Annotated in this window: 14 protein-coding genes; 6 read left to right on the top strand and 8 right to left on the bottom strand. The window is 65.3% G+C overall.

Annotated features, from left to right (window positions below; all coding sequences use genetic code 11):
- Nucleotides 1–305: 305 nt before the first annotated feature.
- Nucleotides 306–2,816, bottom strand: a complete 2,511-nt coding sequence (locus tag RBJ75_RS22770; protein WP_411194482.1) for an HWE histidine kinase domain-containing protein — start codon at nucleotides 2,814–2,816, stop codon at nucleotides 306–308.
- A 408-nt stretch (nucleotides 2,817–3,224) separates the two neighbouring features.
- Between RBJ75_RS22770 and RBJ75_RS22765 the strand changes: the two genes are divergently transcribed.
- On the top strand, nucleotides 3,225–3,968 hold the full coding sequence (locus RBJ75_RS22765) for a Crp/Fnr family transcriptional regulator (RefSeq protein ID WP_276156505.1): 744 nt from the start codon (nucleotides 3,225–3,227) through the stop codon (nucleotides 3,966–3,968).
- A gap of 30 nt (nucleotides 3,969–3,998) precedes the next feature.
- Here RBJ75_RS22765 and RBJ75_RS22760 read toward each other — a convergent pair whose 3' ends face one another.
- Nucleotides 3,999–5,222 (bottom strand): DUF3419 family protein, encoded by a 1,224-nt coding sequence (locus tag RBJ75_RS22760; RefSeq protein ID WP_044415629.1) that lies wholly within the window; start codon nucleotides 5,220–5,222, stop codon nucleotides 3,999–4,001.
- A gap of 150 nt (nucleotides 5,223–5,372) precedes the next feature.
- Here RBJ75_RS22760 and RBJ75_RS22755 point away from each other — a divergent pair, with 150 nt between their 5' ends.
- The 3 genes from RBJ75_RS22755 (at nucleotide 5,373) to RBJ75_RS22745 (ending at nucleotide 8,307) form a co-directional block, all read left to right on the top strand.
- Nucleotides 5,373–6,083 carry a class I SAM-dependent methyltransferase gene (locus RBJ75_RS22755; protein WP_044415627.1) on the top strand — a complete coding sequence of 237 codons (711 nt, stop codon included), beginning with the start codon at nucleotides 5,373–5,375 and terminating at the stop codon, nucleotides 6,081–6,083.
- Nucleotides 6,080–6,403 (top strand): DMT family transporter, encoded by a 324-nt coding sequence (locus tag RBJ75_RS22750; RefSeq protein ID WP_044415625.1) that lies wholly within the window; start codon nucleotides 6,080–6,082, stop codon nucleotides 6,401–6,403. Before RBJ75_RS22755 ends, RBJ75_RS22750 begins: the two co-directional genes overlap by 4 nt.
- Nucleotides 6,404–6,576: 173 nt before the next feature.
- Complete coding sequence (locus tag RBJ75_RS22745; RefSeq protein WP_411194481.1) at nucleotides 6,577–8,307, top strand: OPT/YSL family transporter; 1,731 nt, start codon at nucleotides 6,577–6,579, stop codon at nucleotides 8,305–8,307.
- A 22-nt stretch (nucleotides 8,308–8,329) separates the two neighbouring features.
- On the opposite strand, the gene RBJ75_RS22740 is transcribed toward RBJ75_RS22745, so the two are convergent.
- From RBJ75_RS22740 to pcaB, 6 genes are all read right to left on the bottom strand, one after another.
- Nucleotides 8,330–9,010, bottom strand: coding sequence for a 3-oxoacid CoA-transferase subunit B (locus RBJ75_RS22740; protein WP_044414539.1), 681 nt, complete (start codon nucleotides 9,008–9,010; stop codon nucleotides 8,330–8,332).
- 1 nt (nucleotide 9,011) lies between these two features.
- On the bottom strand, nucleotides 9,012–9,677 hold the full coding sequence (locus RBJ75_RS22735) for a 3-oxoacid CoA-transferase subunit A (protein ID WP_044414540.1): 666 nt from the start codon (nucleotides 9,675–9,677) through the stop codon (nucleotides 9,012–9,014).
- Nucleotides 9,678–9,776: 99 nt separating this feature from the next.
- The gene (locus tag RBJ75_RS22730) at nucleotides 9,777–11,123 is read right to left on the bottom strand and encodes an MFS transporter (protein WP_052628996.1); all 1,347 of its coding nucleotides are present in this window, start codon (nucleotides 11,121–11,123) and stop codon (nucleotides 9,777–9,779) included.
- A 45-nt stretch (nucleotides 11,124–11,168) separates the two neighbouring features.
- Complete coding sequence (locus RBJ75_RS22725) at nucleotides 11,169–12,323, bottom strand: thiolase (RefSeq protein ID WP_044414542.1); 1,155 nt, start codon at nucleotides 12,321–12,323, stop codon at nucleotides 11,169–11,171.
- Nucleotides 12,320–12,709: a Zn-ribbon domain-containing OB-fold protein gene (locus RBJ75_RS22720; protein ID WP_044414543.1), complete on the bottom strand. Its 390-nt coding sequence runs from the start codon at nucleotides 12,707–12,709 to the stop codon at nucleotides 12,320–12,322. The genes RBJ75_RS22725 and RBJ75_RS22720 overlap by 4 nt, the downstream gene beginning before the upstream one ends.
- Nucleotides 12,709–14,073 carry a 3-carboxy-cis,cis-muconate cycloisomerase gene (gene pcaB / locus RBJ75_RS22715; protein WP_044414544.1) on the bottom strand — a complete coding sequence of 455 codons (1,365 nt, stop codon included), beginning with the start codon at nucleotides 14,071–14,073 and terminating at the stop codon, nucleotides 12,709–12,711. Before pcaB ends, RBJ75_RS22720 begins: the two co-directional genes overlap by 1 nt.
- Before the next feature lie 170 nt (nucleotides 14,074–14,243).
- Between pcaB and RBJ75_RS22710 the strand changes: the two genes are divergently transcribed.
- Nucleotides 14,244–15,029, top strand: a complete 786-nt coding sequence (locus RBJ75_RS22710; protein WP_044414545.1) for a GntR family transcriptional regulator — start codon at nucleotides 14,244–14,246, stop codon at nucleotides 15,027–15,029.
- 527 nt (nucleotides 15,030–15,556) lie between these two features.
- Nucleotides 15,557–16,321, top strand: a complete 765-nt coding sequence (locus tag RBJ75_RS22705; RefSeq protein ID WP_276156507.1) for an acetoacetate decarboxylase family protein — start codon at nucleotides 15,557–15,559, stop codon at nucleotides 16,319–16,321.
- Nucleotides 16,322–16,333 lie beyond the last annotated feature (12 nt).

Genomic DNA, 16,333 nt, shown 5'->3' with positions numbered 1-16,333 from the left:
GTCAGCGGCCTACTGCTCTCGTATCCACTCACCATCGATAGAAGAGGAGGAGTAAATTCCATGTTAATTTCGTAGGTATTTCGACTTTCCGGCGCCGGTCAGGACAAGACAACGACGTCGATGCGGGTTGAATGCCCCGGCAACGCGGCCGACATGCCGTACCCCTGCCAGCCCTAAAGGCCGTTCGCGCCTGCCGTTTCAAAACGGCATCAAGGATGGGGTTGAATCCCGCGGCTCTGCCCCGGTCAGGGGACGACTAGCAAGGCAGGCGAACCGAAGCGGGGCGCACAAGCCAGATCACGGCCTCAAGGCAGCGGATCGCTGCGGCCCGGCGCGTTGCGCACCAACGCCTTGCGCAGGTCGTCCGACGAATAGGGCTTGCGCAGCCTTGGGACGTCGACAAACTCGGTGGGAAAGGCGATCTGCTCGCCATAGCCGGTGGCGAACACGACCGGCACGCCGATCTTGCGCAGATGGTGCGCCAATTGAAAGCTGGTCTCGACGCCGAGATTGACGTCCAGCAGCGCAAGATCCGGCCGTTGCCGGGAGATCTCCTCAAGGGCCGCGCTCGCGCCGCTGCAAACCGTGACGGCGGCGCCCATCTCAATCAGCAATTCCTCGGTGTCGAGCGCGATGATCATGTTGTCTTCCACCAGCAACACTTTCATGGCCGGTATCAGTGCCCCATCGGGCTCGTTCGGTTCGGCCTTAACATGGGGCCGACCGAGAGGCGCGGCGGTCGCGCTCGGGGTTCTGACATACGTATCAGGCACCAGAAAACGCGCCTGCAGACCGCTCAACGCGTAAGTGACCTCAGCCTCGCCGTTCAGATCATGCGGAATCGAGCGCTGAATCACTGTCGAGCCAAAGCCGCGCCGCGTCGGCGGAGCGACCCGCGGACCGTCGAATTCCTGCCAGTGGATGTCGAGCCGTCCCTGGGTGTCGAGCGCAAGCCGGATCTCGACACGGCCGACGGCGACGCTGAGCGCGCCATATTTGGCCGAATTGGTCATCATCTCGTGCAACACCAGCGCGACTGTCGTGAATCCCTGCGGCTCCAGATGCACGTCGGGCCCGCTGACCACGATCCGGTCGCCCCTGCCGCCCAGATAGGCGGCGCCCTCGGCTTCGATCAGACTCTTGAGCGAGGCCGGCCCCCATGTTTCCGCCGTGATGAGATCATGCGCCCGGGCAAGTGCCTGAATCCGCCCGCCAACGACGGCGGTGAATTCGCTGACGCTGCCCTGGGCATTCTTGCTTTGATGGACCACGCCGCGAATCAGGCTGAGAATGTTGCGGATCCGGTGGTTGAGCTCGGCGATCAGCAGTTCCTGACGGTTTTGCGCGAGCGTTCTTTCCTTGGCTGTCACATGGGACAGCCGCAAGATCACTTCCAGCAGGCTCACGCGCAGGCTCTCCGCGATCCGGCGCTCAACCGCAAGCCATGGCGCGCTCTGGCCGCGCACGGTTTCCTTCCAGATTTCGAAGCTCTTGCGCGGCGTCAGGCGGCTGCCCATCGGCCCGGTGGTGACCGGCTTGGCCGGGTCGCCGGCCCAGTTCACGCCGCGTAGCGTCTCCTTGCGAAAGAAGATCAGATAGTCGCCCGGGGCCCGCGACAGCGGCACCACCAGCATTCCGGCGGCGCGGTCGCCGAACGCCTCGGCCTCGGGATAGTCCGCCGCGATCGCATAGCTCGAATAGACCTCGGCAATCTCGGCGGCGCTCAGATGCTTGACCAACCCGAGAAACTGCTCGGTCGTCGGCGTCAGCCCCTTCAACGTCGCCCGGCCGTCGATGCACAGCCCGATGCCGTCGCACAGCAACAGGTCGGCGATGTCGTCCAGATGGTCGACCAGCGATTCGATCACGGCGGCCTCGGCGGCCATCGTCGTCACCAGGCGCTGATGCAGTTTTTGCGCCCGCGCCTCATAGGCGATCTCGGTTTCGCGCTCGCGCGCTTCGAGCTGAAACGAAAATATCCGGGCGAACAGCTCCACCGTGGTCCGCAGATCGAAGCCGATATGGTGGGGCGAATAATGATGGCAGGCGAACAGGCCCCACAGCTTGCCGTCGCGCAGGATCGAGATCGACATCGAAGCCGCCACGCCCATATTGGCGAGATATTCGAGATGGATCGGCGACACGCTGCGCAACACGCTCATCGACAGATCAAGCGGCTGGCCGGCGCGATCCAGCGTCGGCTCGATCGGCGAGGGCGCGGCGCCGACGTCCGGAATGATCCGCAACACGTTGCGCTCATACAGACGCCGGGCCTGCTGGGGAATGTCCGACGCCGGATAGTGCAGGCCGAGAAAAGGCTCCAGCCCCTGCGTCGCCGCCTCGGCGATCACCTCGCCGGATTCGTCATGATCGAAGCGGTAGACCATCACCCGGTCGAAACCCGTCAACGCCCGAACACTTCGCGCCGCGACGCGGAAAAACGCATGCATGCTTTCCGTGGCTTCCAGGCGGCCGAGCATGCTCGTCACCAGCACCGCGGCATTGACGGCCTGCTCGGGCCGGCTTCTTTCGCACTCGATCACCAGCCGATTGGCGACGGCGTGAATGGCCAGATCGTAGCGGGCCTCTGCCGCCGTCAGGGCAATATTGAAGACGCGCGCGGGGGCCTCGCCGATCATCGCGCTCTGCAGATGGCTGCGAATGGTATGAACGGCTTCGAGCGCGAAAATCGTGTCGAGCGGCTTGCCGATCAGGGTCGCGGCCGGTACCGCGAGGAAGTCCTCGACATTGCGCGAGCAACGCTCGATCACCCAGCTGTCCATGGGGATCGCGAGCAGGAAGCCAAACGACTGCACCGCGCCAAGCAGGTGGATCGGCTCACGATCGCAATTGGTCAAGTCGACGGGAGGATTGGTCTGACTTTGCACTTCGAACCAGAAAACTAGGCGGCCGGGATTGAACGAGGTGCCACGACAACAACGGCGGCATGGTGCCCCCGCGGCGTCCGATCCGACGCCTTGCTACCCACCATCAGCCGATGACAGTGGTGCGCGCCGCCGCGCAGGCAGCGCAATGATAGATCGATGGCGATACGAGAGCGGGTCATGGCGTCGGAGGAGTCGGAGAGGTTTGCTGGCACCTCTGGATCGCCCCCCACGGCACGATCTGGTTCCACGACGGAACTCACCACATTTGACGGCGCGTTGTCGGTGCACTAGTGAACACAAAAACCCCAACAGTTCAAAATTGTTTGAAAGCCCAGAATGCCGACTGTCCCCGCTGGCACTCGCCCGAACAACAATTTGCTCGGCGCGCTGAGCCAATCCGACTTCGATTTGATCAGCCCGCATCTGGTGCTGAGCGATTCCGCACCCGAACACCTGCTCTACAACGCCGGCGACAATATCGAAGTGGTGCATTTTCCCTGCGGCCCCAGCATGATCTCGTACCTCATACCCAATGAGGATGGACGCGACGTCGAGATCATTCTGGTCGGGCGTGAAGGCGCGGTCGGCGGCATCGTTTCGCTGGGGCACCTGCCCGCCTACTCGAAAATTGTCGTGAAATTTGGCGGACCGTTTGCCCGGCTGAATTTGCGCGACCTGGAGCGGGCCAAGGCGCAATCGCCGAGCCTGCACCAGATGTTCGCGCGCTACGCCGATTGCCTGTTGGCGCAGGTGTTTCAGGCAACGGCTTGCAATGCCATCCACTCGATCGAGCAGCGCATCTCCAAATGGATCCTGGCGGCGATGGAGCGGACCGAGAGCGACATCGTTCCCCTCACCCACGATCAATTGGCATCGATGCTGGGGGTCGGACGCAGCTATGCCAGCCGGGTGATGCAGACCTTCAAGGCCCAGGGCATTCTGGAATCACGGCGCGGCTCCCTGGTGGTGCGCGACCGCGAGGCCTTGCTCGTCCGCTCCTGCAATTGCAATGAATCGGTCAAGCGGCATTTCGACGAGGTTTTGCGCGGCGTTTACCCCGAATCTTGCACCGGCCATTGAGCCATTTGCACGCCGCCCCGCGGATGCCGACTAGTGGGTGATCGCGCCGCGCCGCGCGTAGCAATGAAATCCGCCATAGATGCCCGAGCGATCCTGGTCGAATCCGATCGCGCTGCGCTCGGCGTCGCGCTCCCAGATCTGCCGCAGCGGCGTCAGCGCCGCGGTGTCGAGCGGCGATTCGGCGCCGGCGGTGCGGAAGATCACCCGCACCGAATCGCTGCCGGCGCGATCGATCGCATCCCACAGCGCGCGGATCTCGTCGGGCGCCATCCAGTCCTGCGAATCCAGCAACACCACGGCGTCGACCTGACGCGCCGGCAGGCTTTCCAGGAACACCCGCAGATTGGCGTGAACCGGCGTGACCAGGCCGGCGCCGGCCCGCATCAATTCGAATTTGCTGCGCTGCAGATAGAGCGGCAGGCATGAGTCGCCCGGCCCCTTGTAGCTGCGTTGCAGTGCCTGCCAGGCGAAGTAATTGGTGGCGTTGGGATAGACATTGATCAGCCGCAGCAGGCGCGCGTGCAGCACCTCGTTGAGCGGCTGGTCACCGCCCAGAAGATCGCGCTGCTGCGGCGGAATGCCGAGGCTGAACAGCAGCGCCGGCGTCTTGGTCAGGAACCGGGCAAAGCCCGAATGAAACAGCCGATGCAGCCGGGCCAGCGCCTCGATCCGCGCCGGCGAATCGGCTTCCGCAGTCAGCAGCGCGGCCAGATCGACCTTGGCGAATTTCGCCAGCCGATGCGCAAAGCCGATGAAATGACCGAGCGCGCCATGGCGATAGAACCCGTTGGTGAAATAGCGATAGCGCGGACGCCCCCGGAAATCCCGCTCGTCCCAGAAGCCGCGCGCATCGGCATCAAGCTGCGGCCGCAGCCGGTCGCGATACAGTTTGGCATTGTCGGCCGAGCTGCCCTCGCCAAAATAACGCCAGAAATCCGCATAGTCCGACAAGGCGCGAAGCCCGGCGAGTTTCAGCTTGAGCAGCGCCAGATGCGCCTCGTTCAGATCGACCGCGAACACCTGCGCGGGCTTGGCGGTCAAATAGGACAGCGCGTTGCAGCCGCCCGAGGAGATCGTCACGATCGTCGACGCGGTCGGCAATTGCAGGGCGGCGAGGTCGGCCTCGGGATCCTCCCAGATCTGGGTATAGACCAGCCGGCGAAACCAGATCGAAAACAACCGGTCCCACAGCGTCGACTCGCTGCGGTCTTTGCTGTTGCGGACCGCGTCCGCGATGAGCTGTTGGGTGTTCATTTATTCCTCGAATCGGCAATTGGTCGAAAATAGCCAGCGCTCAATGCAGTTTTGCGACAGCCGACCGATCCGTGCGGCGCAGCCGCTGTCATACCGTTGTCGCGGGAATGTTGGACTAATTGCGCAGTCTGCCGACGTGAGGAGAACCTCGTGACTACACTGTCTCGTTCCGACATCTCCGCCAATACCGCGCCCCGGCCGACCGACGCCACCAGCCGCATGAATCGGATGTATCGCTCGCAGCGCCACATCTACGATATCACGCGCCGCTACTACCTTCTCGGCCGCGATCAATTGATCGACCGGCTGCGCCCGGCGGCCGGGCAGGCCGTGCTCGAAATCGGCTGCGGCACCGGCCGCAACCTGATCCACTCCGCCACTAAATATCCGGGCGCCCGGTTCTTCGGCCTCGATGTCTCCACCGAAATGCTGACCTCTGCGATCGAGGGGATCGCCCGGGCAGGCCTGACCAAGACGGTTCGGGTCGCCCATGGCGACGCCACCGCCTTCGCGCCGCAAAACCTGTTCGGCCGCGCCGCCTTCGACCATGTGATGATTTCCTATAGCCTGTCGATGATCCCGAACTGGAATGCGGTGCTCGATCGCGCGCTCGCAAGCCTGCGGGCGGGCGGCCGTCTGCACATCGTCGATTTCGGCGATCAGCGCGGCCTGCCGCGGTTCGCCCGCACCCTGTTGCGGCGCTGGCTGACCCTGTTCGGCGTCACCCCGCGCGACGACCTCGAAAAGGTGCTGGGCCAGATCGCGAGGCGCCACGGCGCCGAACTCAGCTTCGAGCGGCCGTTCCGGGGCTATGCGCAATATGCGGTGCTGACCTTGCCGGCGCGGCAGACGATGCCGTGAACGGCTGGCTCGCTTTGCTTGCAGCGGGCTTGCTGGAGGTTGTCTGGGCGCTGGGTCTGAAACATTCCGAGGGCTTCACCCGGTTCTGGCCTGCGGCCGCGACCTTGCTGGCGATCGTCGCCAGCTTCGGCCTGATGAGCATCGCGCTGAAATCACTGCCATTCGGCACCGCCTACGCGGTCTGGACCGGAATCGGCGCCGCCGGCAGCATCATCGTCGGCATGTTGCTCTATGGCGAACCGACCAGCGGCATTCGGGTGCTTTGCCTCACTTTGATTGTGGCCGGCATGATCGGACTGAAACTCAGCTCGCCGGCCTGAACCGCGCGTCGTCCCGGTGCAACAAAACCCGATCGTGTCGCCGACGCGGGTTGGCTTCGACACAGCCCCTGCGCTAGCATCGAGCCCAGCGCCGATCAGACAGGGGAACCAGCACCATCGACGGGACAACAAAGCCGGCCCACGAACTGACCCTGCGGGCAATCGGGACAGGCATGATCACCGGGGCGCTGTTGGCGCCGTGCAATGTCTATAGCGGCCTCAAGATCGGTTGGACCTTCAACATGTCGGTGGCGGCGGGGTTGTTGGGCTTCGCCTTCTGGAGCTCGGCGTCGCACCTGTTCGGCACCCGCCATTGGGCCTTGCACGAAAACAATATCAACCAGACCGCCGCGTCCGCATCGGCGTCGATCATCTCCGCCGGCCTCGCGGCGCCGATTCCCGCGCTGGCGCTGCTCACCGGCCAGACGCTGGCCTTCGAGGTCCTCGCCGTCTGGCTGCTGGTGATCAGCCTGCTCGGCGTCGTCGTCGCCGCCGGATTGCGCCATCAGCTGCTGGAACGCGAAAAGCTGCCGTTTCCGTCCGGCGTCGTGACCGCCGAAACGATGACCGAGATCCATTCCAGCGGCGCCGAATCCTCCGCCCGCCTTCGCCTGCTGGGTCTCGCGGCGGCCGCGAGCGCCGCTTTGAAGGCGCTGGTGACGGCCTTCGGCCTTGGTCCGATGGCGCCGCCTTTGCGCTGGACGCTGGGCCTTGCGGGCAACAAGACCCTGGCGGTGTCGTCGCTCAATCTCGGCTTCGCGCTCGATCCCTCTTTGCTGATGGTCGGCTTCGGCGCCATCGCCGGATTGCGTATCGGCCTATCGATGCTGATCGGCGCGCTCGCCGGCTGGGCCGTGTTGGCGCCGCTGGCGTTGAGCCAAGGTTGGGTGTCGCCGGGCCCCGCGACCGGCCTGTGGTTCGGGCCGCTGGTCGAATGGCTGCTATGGCCGGGCGCGACCTTGATGGCGACGTCGGCGCTCGCCGGCTTTCTGATGTCGCTGGTCGGTGTCGTGCGTCGCCGCGCCGATGCGACCCGCCGGGCGCAACGCGAATCTAGCGAGCGGGCGGACGCCACCGCCCCGCGCGGCTTCGACAAGCGCCTGCTGTGGTTGGCCTTTGTCGTGGTGCTGATCCTCGGCGTGATCGCGCAGGTCACGATCTTTTCGATCGGCCCGTTCGAGGCGATGATCGCGGTGATCTTGAGTTACGTTCTGGCAATCGTGGCGGCGCGGGTCTCCGGCGAAACCGCGATCACGCCGATCGGCGCGCTCGGCAAGATCACCCAGCTGACCTTTGGGGCGATCTCGCCCGGGCAGATCACGACCAATCTGATGACGGCCAATGTCACCGGCGGCGCCGCCGGGCAATGCGCCGATCTGATGCACGATCTGCGCACCGGCCAGATCATCGGCGCGACGCCGTCGTTCCAGATGATCGCGCAGATCTTCGGGATACTGACCGGCTCATTCGTCGCCGCGGCGACCTATCTGTTGCTGATCCCCTCGCCGCAGACGCAATTGCTGACCCCGCAATGGCCGGCGCCGGCCGTCGCCACCTGGAAGGCGGTCGCCGAAGTGCTGGCGGGCGGCCTGGCGGCGATGCCGCCCGGCGCGCTGGTCGCCATCGCCATCGCGGCCGCTTGCGGCATCGTGCTGGCGGTGCTCGAAGCCCGGATCCCGGAGCAATATGCGCGCTTCGTGCCGAGCGGCTCGGCGATCGGGCTGGGCTTTGTGATTCCGGCCTGGAATTCGCTGTCGCTGCTGGCCGGAGCCGTGGTGGCTTTCGTGCTGACCAGGGCCTATCCCGATCTGGCGCCCAAGCGGGTCGTGGTCGTCGCCGCCGGCCTGATCGTCGGCGAAAGCCTGACCGGCGTCGGCAGCGCGCTATGGGGTTTCTTCTGGTAGGCCGTCGCGAACCCCGGTTGCGCTATGCCTGCTCGGTCAGGACGACGACATCATCCGCATAGATCAGCGGCGCGTCGGTGGCCGCCTGCAGCTCTTCGCGCGACAGGCCCTCGGCGATCCCGCGCACCACGAATCCGCGCGACGGCTCCACGTCGATGATCGCCATGTCGGTATAGATGTTGGTGACGACGCCGAGGCCGGTCAGCGGATAGCTGCACTTCTTCATCAGCTTCGGCGCGCCGTCGCGGGCCAGATGCTCCATCACCACGATGACGCGGCGCGCGCCGGCGACCAGATCCATCGCCCCGCCGATTCCCGGAATGTCGTCCGCGGCGCCGGTCGACCAGCTGGCGATATCGCCATTCATCGCCACCTGGAACGCGCCCAGAATGGTGGCGTCGAGATGGCCGCCGCGCATCATCGCAAACGACAGCGACTGATCGACGATCGATGCGCCGAGGATCAGTTGCACGTGCTGCTTGCTGGCGTTGATCAGATCGTCATCGCCCGGCAGCCCCGGCTTCAGCCCTTCGAGCCCCAAAATGCCGTTCTCGCTATGCAGGACGACTTCCTTGCTCGGATCGAGAAATTTCGGCACCAGCGTCGGAATGCCGAGGCCGATATTGATGTAGCTGCCGGGGGCGATGTCCTGCGCGGTCAGCTGCGCGACGCGGTTGCGGCTCAGTTTCCTGTTGGTGGCCATATCAGGCATCCTTCCGAACGATACGAGCGACGAAAATCCCCGGCGTCACCACCGATTCCGGCGGGATGGTTCCCAGCGGGACGATGTCGTCGACTTGGACGATCGTGGTTTTGGCGGCCATGCACATCACCGGCCCGAAGCCGCGCGCGGCGAGACGGTAGGTCAGATTGCCCCAGCGGTCGGCGTGATAGCCCTTGATCAAGGCGAAGTCGGCGGCCAGCGGCTGCTCCAGCACATAGCCCTTGCCATCCACGACACGCTGCTCCTTGCCCTCGGCGATCAGCGTGCCATAGCCGGTGGGGGTGAAGAACGGGCCGAGGCCGGCGCCCGCGGCGCGCATCCGCTCCAGCAAGGTGCCCTGCGGCACCAGCTCCAGTTCGATGCGACCGGCGCGGTACAACTCGGTGAACACCACCGAGCCCGAGGATTTCGGATAGGAACAGATGATCTTGCGCACCCGCCCGAGTTCGAGCAGGCGGGCGAGACCGACCCGCTCGGTGCCGGCATTGTTGCTGATGAGTGTGAGGTCGCCGGCGCCGTGCGCAATCAGCGCATCGATCAATTCGCGCGGCAGACCGGAATCGCCGAAACCCGTGACCATCACCGAGGAACCGTCGGTGATCGGCGCAACAGCATCTCGCAACGACAAAGCAATCTTGTTGATCATGACATGGCCTGGATCGGAGGCTTCAAGGAGCCCCCGGACCATTGGTCCGGGGGCGGGGTGTGGTGGCGAGGCGTCGGCCTTCCCGGCCCAGCCGGCGCGCTAAACCGGCGTGTTGTCAATATAGCGTTCACGCAGCAATCGCGCCGGCAGCCCGATCAGCATGATGATGGTGCCGATCACCATGCCGATGGCGATGGTGTAGAATCCAACCGCGAAATTGCCGGTCGCCTGCTGGGTCCAGCCGATGATGTTCGGCGCCGTCAGGCCGCCGCATTGGCCGATGCTGCTGATCAGCGCGACGCTGCCCGCCGTGGCCCGCTTCGACAGATAGGCCGTGGGAATCGACCAGAACAGCGCGACGCCGCCGAGATAGCCAACCGACAGCATCGCCAGCAGCACGATCGCCAGCTTCCAGTTCTGCGCCACCGAGGGCAGCAGCGCGATCGCCGTCGCCGCCAGCGCCACGCTGAACGCATAGTGCCAGCGCCGCTCCAGCTTCAGATCGGAATGGCGGTTGATCAGCACCATGCCGACCGCGCCGACCGCGTAGGGAATCGCCGACAATAGTCCGACCGTCAGCGTATCCGACACGCCGGAATTGCGGATGATCTGCGGCGAGAAGTAGTTGATGACCGAACCGCACCAGGCCATCGTGAACCAGGCGGCCGCGGCGGCGTAAAGCCGGGGATCGCGCAGCGCGGTCCAGAACGAACCGTGCTTGCTGCTTTCGCGCGACGCCGATTCGACGGCCAGATTCGCGACGACAAAGCGTTTCTCAGCGGCGGTCAGCCATTTGGCGTCTTCCGGACCGTCGTCGAGATAGAAGTAAGCCATCAATCCGATCAGGATCGGCGGGATGCCCTCGATCAGGAACAGCCACTGCCAGCCCCTGAGGCCGCCCAGATCGGCCATCTTGCTCATGATCAGGCCGGACACAGGTCCCCCGATCACACCCGAGACCGCGATGGCCAGCACGAACATCGCCATGATCCGGCCGCGCAAGGCCGAGGGAAACCACAGCGTGAGATAGAAGATGACGCCGGGAAAGAAGCCCGCCTCGGCGACGCCGAGCAAGGCGCGAACCACGTAGAACTGCGTCGCCGAGGTGACGAACATCGTCGCGATCGAGACCAGGCCCCACAACACCATGATGCGCATCATGGTGCGGCGCGCGCCGATTCGCTGCATCAGCAGATTGCTCGGCACTTCGAAAATGACGTAGCCGACGAAGAAGATGCCGACGCCGAATCCATAGGCCGCGGCGCTGATGCCGAGATCCTGGCGGAATTGCAGGCTGGCGAAGCTGATATTGACGCGGTCGATGTAGTTCAACACGTAACAAGCAAACAGGAAGGGAATGATCCGCAGCGTGATCTTCCGGTAAACATGTTCCATCGTGTCAGGCGCGGGCTTGTCGATTGCCCCCAGTCCTTCAATCGTCGCCATTTCCATTCCCTTTGCTCTTGTTGATTGTTGAGATTGCGACGGCCGCTAGAGCGTCGCCGGCGTGCCGAAAATTGCCGTACACTGGCTGGACAGGACCCCGCCATTGCCGTGCGCCAGCGCGATGTCGTGCTTGCCGATCTGACGGGCGCCGCATTCGCCGCGCAGCTGGCGGACGCATTCGATCATCGCGAGCAGGCCGTACATGCCGGGATGGCAGTAGGACAGGCCGCCGCCATTGGTATTGACGGCGAGCCGGCCGCCCGGCGCGATGCCGCCATCCTGCACGAAGGGGCCGCCCTCGCCCTTGGGGCAAAAGCCGAGATCCTCGAGAAACAGGATCGGCGTGATGGTGAAGGCGTCGTACAGCAGCGCGACATCGACGTCGCTCGGCGCGAGCCCCGCCGCGCCAAAGGCGCGAGGCCCGGAAATCGCGGCGGCCGTCGTGGTGAGGTCGGCCATGCCGGAGATCGAGCCGTGGCCGATCGCCTCGCCGGTGCCGAGCACATGGATCGGCAATTTGCCGCAATCGCGCGCCCGCGCCGCCGAGGTGACGATCATCGCGCCGCCGCCATCCAGCACCAGACAGCAATCGCGCACGGAGAGCGGATCCGAGACCATGCGGGCGCTCAGCACCTGCTCGCGGCTGAGCGGCTCCTTCTCCCAGGCCACCGGATTGAGCAACGCCCATTGCCGCGCCGCGACCGCGACATCGGCGAGCTGCGCGCGGGTGGTGCCGAACTGGTGCATGTGCCGCGCCGCCGCGAAAGCATAGGCGCTGGCCGGCATCATCGGCCGGAACGGCGTCTCGTAAGGATTGACGTCGGTCGGCGAGGCGGCGCTGCGTGACACCGAGCGCTGGGTGCTGCCATAGGCGATCAGCGCCACCTCGCAGAGGCCGAGCTCGATCGCCGCCACCGCATGCGCCAGATGCGACATGAAGGAGGAGCCACCGATCTGGGTGCCGTCGAGGTAGCGCGGATTGAGGCCGAGATATTCCGCCAGCATCATCGGCCCGAAGCGAACCTGGGCCGAGGCCGCGAAGACCGCGTCGATGTCGCCGAGCTTGAGGCCGGAATCGTCGAGCGCGCGCATCGTCGCCTGCGCCATCAGATCGACCGGAGTCATATGCGGGCCGACTACGCCGAGATCGGACTCCGCCACGCCGACGACGGCGGCGCTGCCGCGGGTGATCGCACTCATGATGTGACCTCCGGCGTCAGCACATCGAACACCGGCAGCGGCGCGCCTGCGCCGTCCTGCGCGATGCGGACACGCACCCGCATGCCGATCTTGACCTGCCCCGGATCGACACCCTCGACGCGGCTCATCATGCGAAATCCCTCGTCGATATCGATCAGCGAGACGTTGTAGGCAGGCTCGCCCTTCGGATGGATCGTGGTCGCCGAATACACTGTGCCGAACCCGGCGGAGACCTCCCATCGCAGATCGGTCGCGCCGGAGTGCGGCGCCACCAGGCGGGGAAAGAAGACCGCGCTGCCGTCGGGCGCGCGCTGGAACGCCAGCTGGCCCGCCGCCAACAGCGCGAGGTAGGTCTGCAGCGGCGCAATGGTGGCGGGGTCTGCCATCAGCGTGCCCCCGGCTTGCCGGGCAACAGGCTCAGCATGTGATCGACCATCTGCGGCGCGAGCCCCAGATAATTCGCCGGATCGCAATGATGGCGAATGGCCTCGGCACCCCCCAGCGCATCGACGATAACGGGCTGCTCGATCAGCACCTCGGCCAGGGTCTTCTTCTCGGTCAGGGCGACGCGGCAGGCATCGTAGACGACGTCATGAGCGTGCTGCCGCCCGAGCTTGGGCGCCGCCGCCATCATCACGGCTTCGGCGACGATCAGACCGCCGCTGAGCGCCAGATTGGAGCGCATCCGATCGGTGTCGACGCTCAGGCCACCCAGCATGAACTTGGCCTGCGCCAGCGCGCCGCCGGTGAGGATGAAGCTCTCGGGAATAGCAATCCACTCGACATGCCAGGGGCCTGTGGCACGTTCGAGATCCTGCACCATACCGTCCAGCATCAGCGCGACGTGCTGACGAACCGTCTTGGCGGCGGCGAGCATCAGCTCGGAGGAGATCGGGTTGCGCTTTTGCGGCATGGTCGAGGAGCCGCCGCGCCCCTTGACGAAGGGCTCCGCCACTTCGGCGAATTCCGTCGTCATCAGCAGCATCACGTCGGTGCCTATCTTGCCGAGGCTGCCGGTGACCAGGCCGAGAAACGCCACCACTTCGGCCAATCCGTCGCGCGCCACATGCCAGGTCGCGGAGGGCTGGGCGAGATCGAGCCGCTCGCAGAATGCGGCCTGGACCTTCAATCCGTCGGCGCCGAGCGACGCCAGGGTGCCGGCCGCGCCGGCAAACTGGCCGAGCAGCACGCGCGGCCGCATCTGCTGCAGCCGCTCGATGTGACGCTCGACCATCGACAGCCAGACCGCGACCTTGTAGCCGAAGGTGATCGGCAAGGCCTGCTGCAGATGGGTGCGCCCGGCCATCGGCGTGTCGCGGTGTTTCAGCGCCAGCGCGGCAAGAATGTCGCGCAGCGCGACGAGGTCGGCGCCGACGAGATCGAGCGCGGCGCGCACCTGCAGCACGGTCGCGGTGTCCATGATGTCCTGAGTGGTGGCGCCCCAATGGACGAAGCCGCCGGCCGGCCCTGCTGCCTCGGACAATTGATGCACGATGGCCAGGATCGGATAGCCGGTGATTTCGGTCTGATGCCGGAGCCGATCGAAATCGATCAGCATCGACGCCGCGGCGGCCGCAATGGCCTCGGCGGCCTCGGCGGGGATCACGCCGGCGGCGGCCTCGGCGGCGGCCAGCGCCACTTCGACGTCGAGATAGCGGCGAACCAGGGCTTCGTCGGAAAATACCGAGCGCATCTCGGCGGTGCCGAACATGTCCCGGAAAATAAGCGATTCAGTCACGGTGCTCGGCATCGACGCCCTCTTGTCAGTTCCGCCCAGGTAAAATGGTGCCAAGCACCTATTGGTTCGTACCTATCTCCAAAGAAAGACCTATGTCAATCGTAGGTTCGGACTTATCGGGCTGGAGTCGGCTGCATTTCGAGGTAGACTGCGACTGACAATCTCGTTGCAGGACATCCGATTTGCGAACACGCTGGGCCATCGTCGCGAAACTGCTGGCGCAACGGATCGCCCATGGCGAATATCCGGTCGGCACCGTGATGCCGAACGAGGTGGATCTGGCCGAGCAGATCGGCGTCAGCCGCTCGACGGTGCGCGCGGCGCTCAACGAATTGCAGCAATCCGGCATGATTTCGCGGCGGCGCAATGCCGGCACCCGCGTCGAATCCCTGCATCCGCTGCGCGGGCCCGGCAGCTACAACCAGACGCTGGCGACGATCGAGGACGTCGCCCAATATGGCGCGCAGACCGACCGGCAGATCCAGGAGATCGCCGACGACGTCACCGACGTGACGCTGGCGGCCTTGCTGAATTGCCCACCCGGCCAGGCCTGGCTGCGGGTGTCGAGCCTGCGCTCCTCGCCCAACGCATCAGCGCCGCCGCTGTGCTGGACCGATGTCTATGTGGCGCCGATGTTCGCGCCGATCGTGCGCGAGCGCGTGGCCGACTATCCCGGGCTGATCAGCACGCTGATCGAGGACTTCGCCGGCCACCGCACCGCGGAAATCCGTCAGACCATCACGGCGACCGGCGTGCCGAAGCGGCTCGCCGGGCCGCTCAAGGCCAAGCTCGGCGCCCATGCGCTGGAAATCACCCGCTGCTATCTGGACGCCAAGGACCGGGTCTTCATCGTCAGCCGCAGCATCCATCCCGCCGACCGGTTCTCCTATGACAGCCGCCTGAAGCGGCAGGTCGCGCCGAACGGCGTCTATGCGCCCGGCCCTCCCCCCAAGCGCCTGGCCGGCTGACAACGCCGACCGCAGGGCCGTCTTTTCCCCCTCGCCGCGCCGGATTGGCTCATCTCAGCGCTGACGTCGGCGATCTGCGACGTCACCTGCGCCGGCGGCGGCGCATGAACCGGCGCGCATTGCCTTGGGGCGACGCGGCCCCGGAGCCATGCGCCGCCGGAATTTCGCTGCTTGACAAGGTCGGGGGTTCGATTTCATATTTGAAAGTCGATAGATGCTAATAAAATTTATGGGAGGCGCCGCGCGGCTGCGCGCAAGGCCGCGACCGTTCGGGTGCGGATCGCCCGTTTCGACCTGGTCGCAGCTGCGGCGCAACCAGCAACCTCCACCGCAGGTACAAGCGTCGCGACAGCCGCCCAATTCCGCGGAGCGCGATCCTGCGCCCGCGATCGTCCCGGCATCGAAAAATCCACGATCGGGCTTTGCACGTGGAGCGAGAACACGACATCGGACGCATGCGCCGCCGGACAAGATCGCGGCGTGGACGCTTGCGATCGCAAGGCCCCAACGCAGCCAAAGGAGAGGGAATGTTCGGAAACTACCAGTTGAAACCCAACAGCGGGGTCAATCCACCTTACTCGCCCGCCTATCCGGTGGAGTGGGGCTGCACATTGCGGACGCTGCAGATCATCACGCGGGTCGACCAGAAAAAGATCGCCGAGCTGCTCGCCGACAGCCCGTTCGAACTGGTCAACGACCGGGTGGCGTTCCAGTTCATGCTGTCACCGGGACACTCGCTGGCGGTCCACGCCGGACAGATGTTCGACCTGATGGTGACGGTGCCGGTTCGCTACGAAGGCCTGTTCACCCACACCCACATCTACATGTATTGCAGCGATCCGATGGGCATCTGCGCGGGCCGCGAGGTGTTCGGCTATACGAAAAAGGATGCGAACTACGCCTTCGAGGAGGCGCCCGATCACACCATCGTCGGGCGGGTGACGCGCCGCGGGATCGCGCTGGCCGACTTCAGCTTCGTGCCCGACGCGGCGGCGCCGAGCGTCGCTCTGGTGGATGGGGAGGAACAGCCGGCCGGCGAGATCCACGTCCGGCGACTGCCGCACCCGGAGCGTCTGGCCACCGCCTATGCCGATGTGGTCTACCGCCGCACCCCGCTCGAATATTCAAAGCCGCTGGCGGGCCGCGCCCAGATGACGCTGCACGCGTCCGAATTCGATCCGCTGGCCGCGCTCGATCCCGAGATCATCGGTGCGCACTTCATGTATTCCGGCGTCTATGGCGGCGGATTCGAAGTCGAGGACCGGCGACTCATCAAGCGGCTCGACGTCTGACCTGCAACCGAC

This window comes from Rhodopseudomonas sp. BAL398 (genome assembly GCF_033001325.1).
Taxonomy (GTDB): Bacteria; Pseudomonadota; Alphaproteobacteria; order Rhizobiales; family Xanthobacteraceae; genus JARJEH01.
Note: the sequence above shows the minus strand (reverse complement) of the source record. Positions and strands in the feature narration are given on the sequence as shown.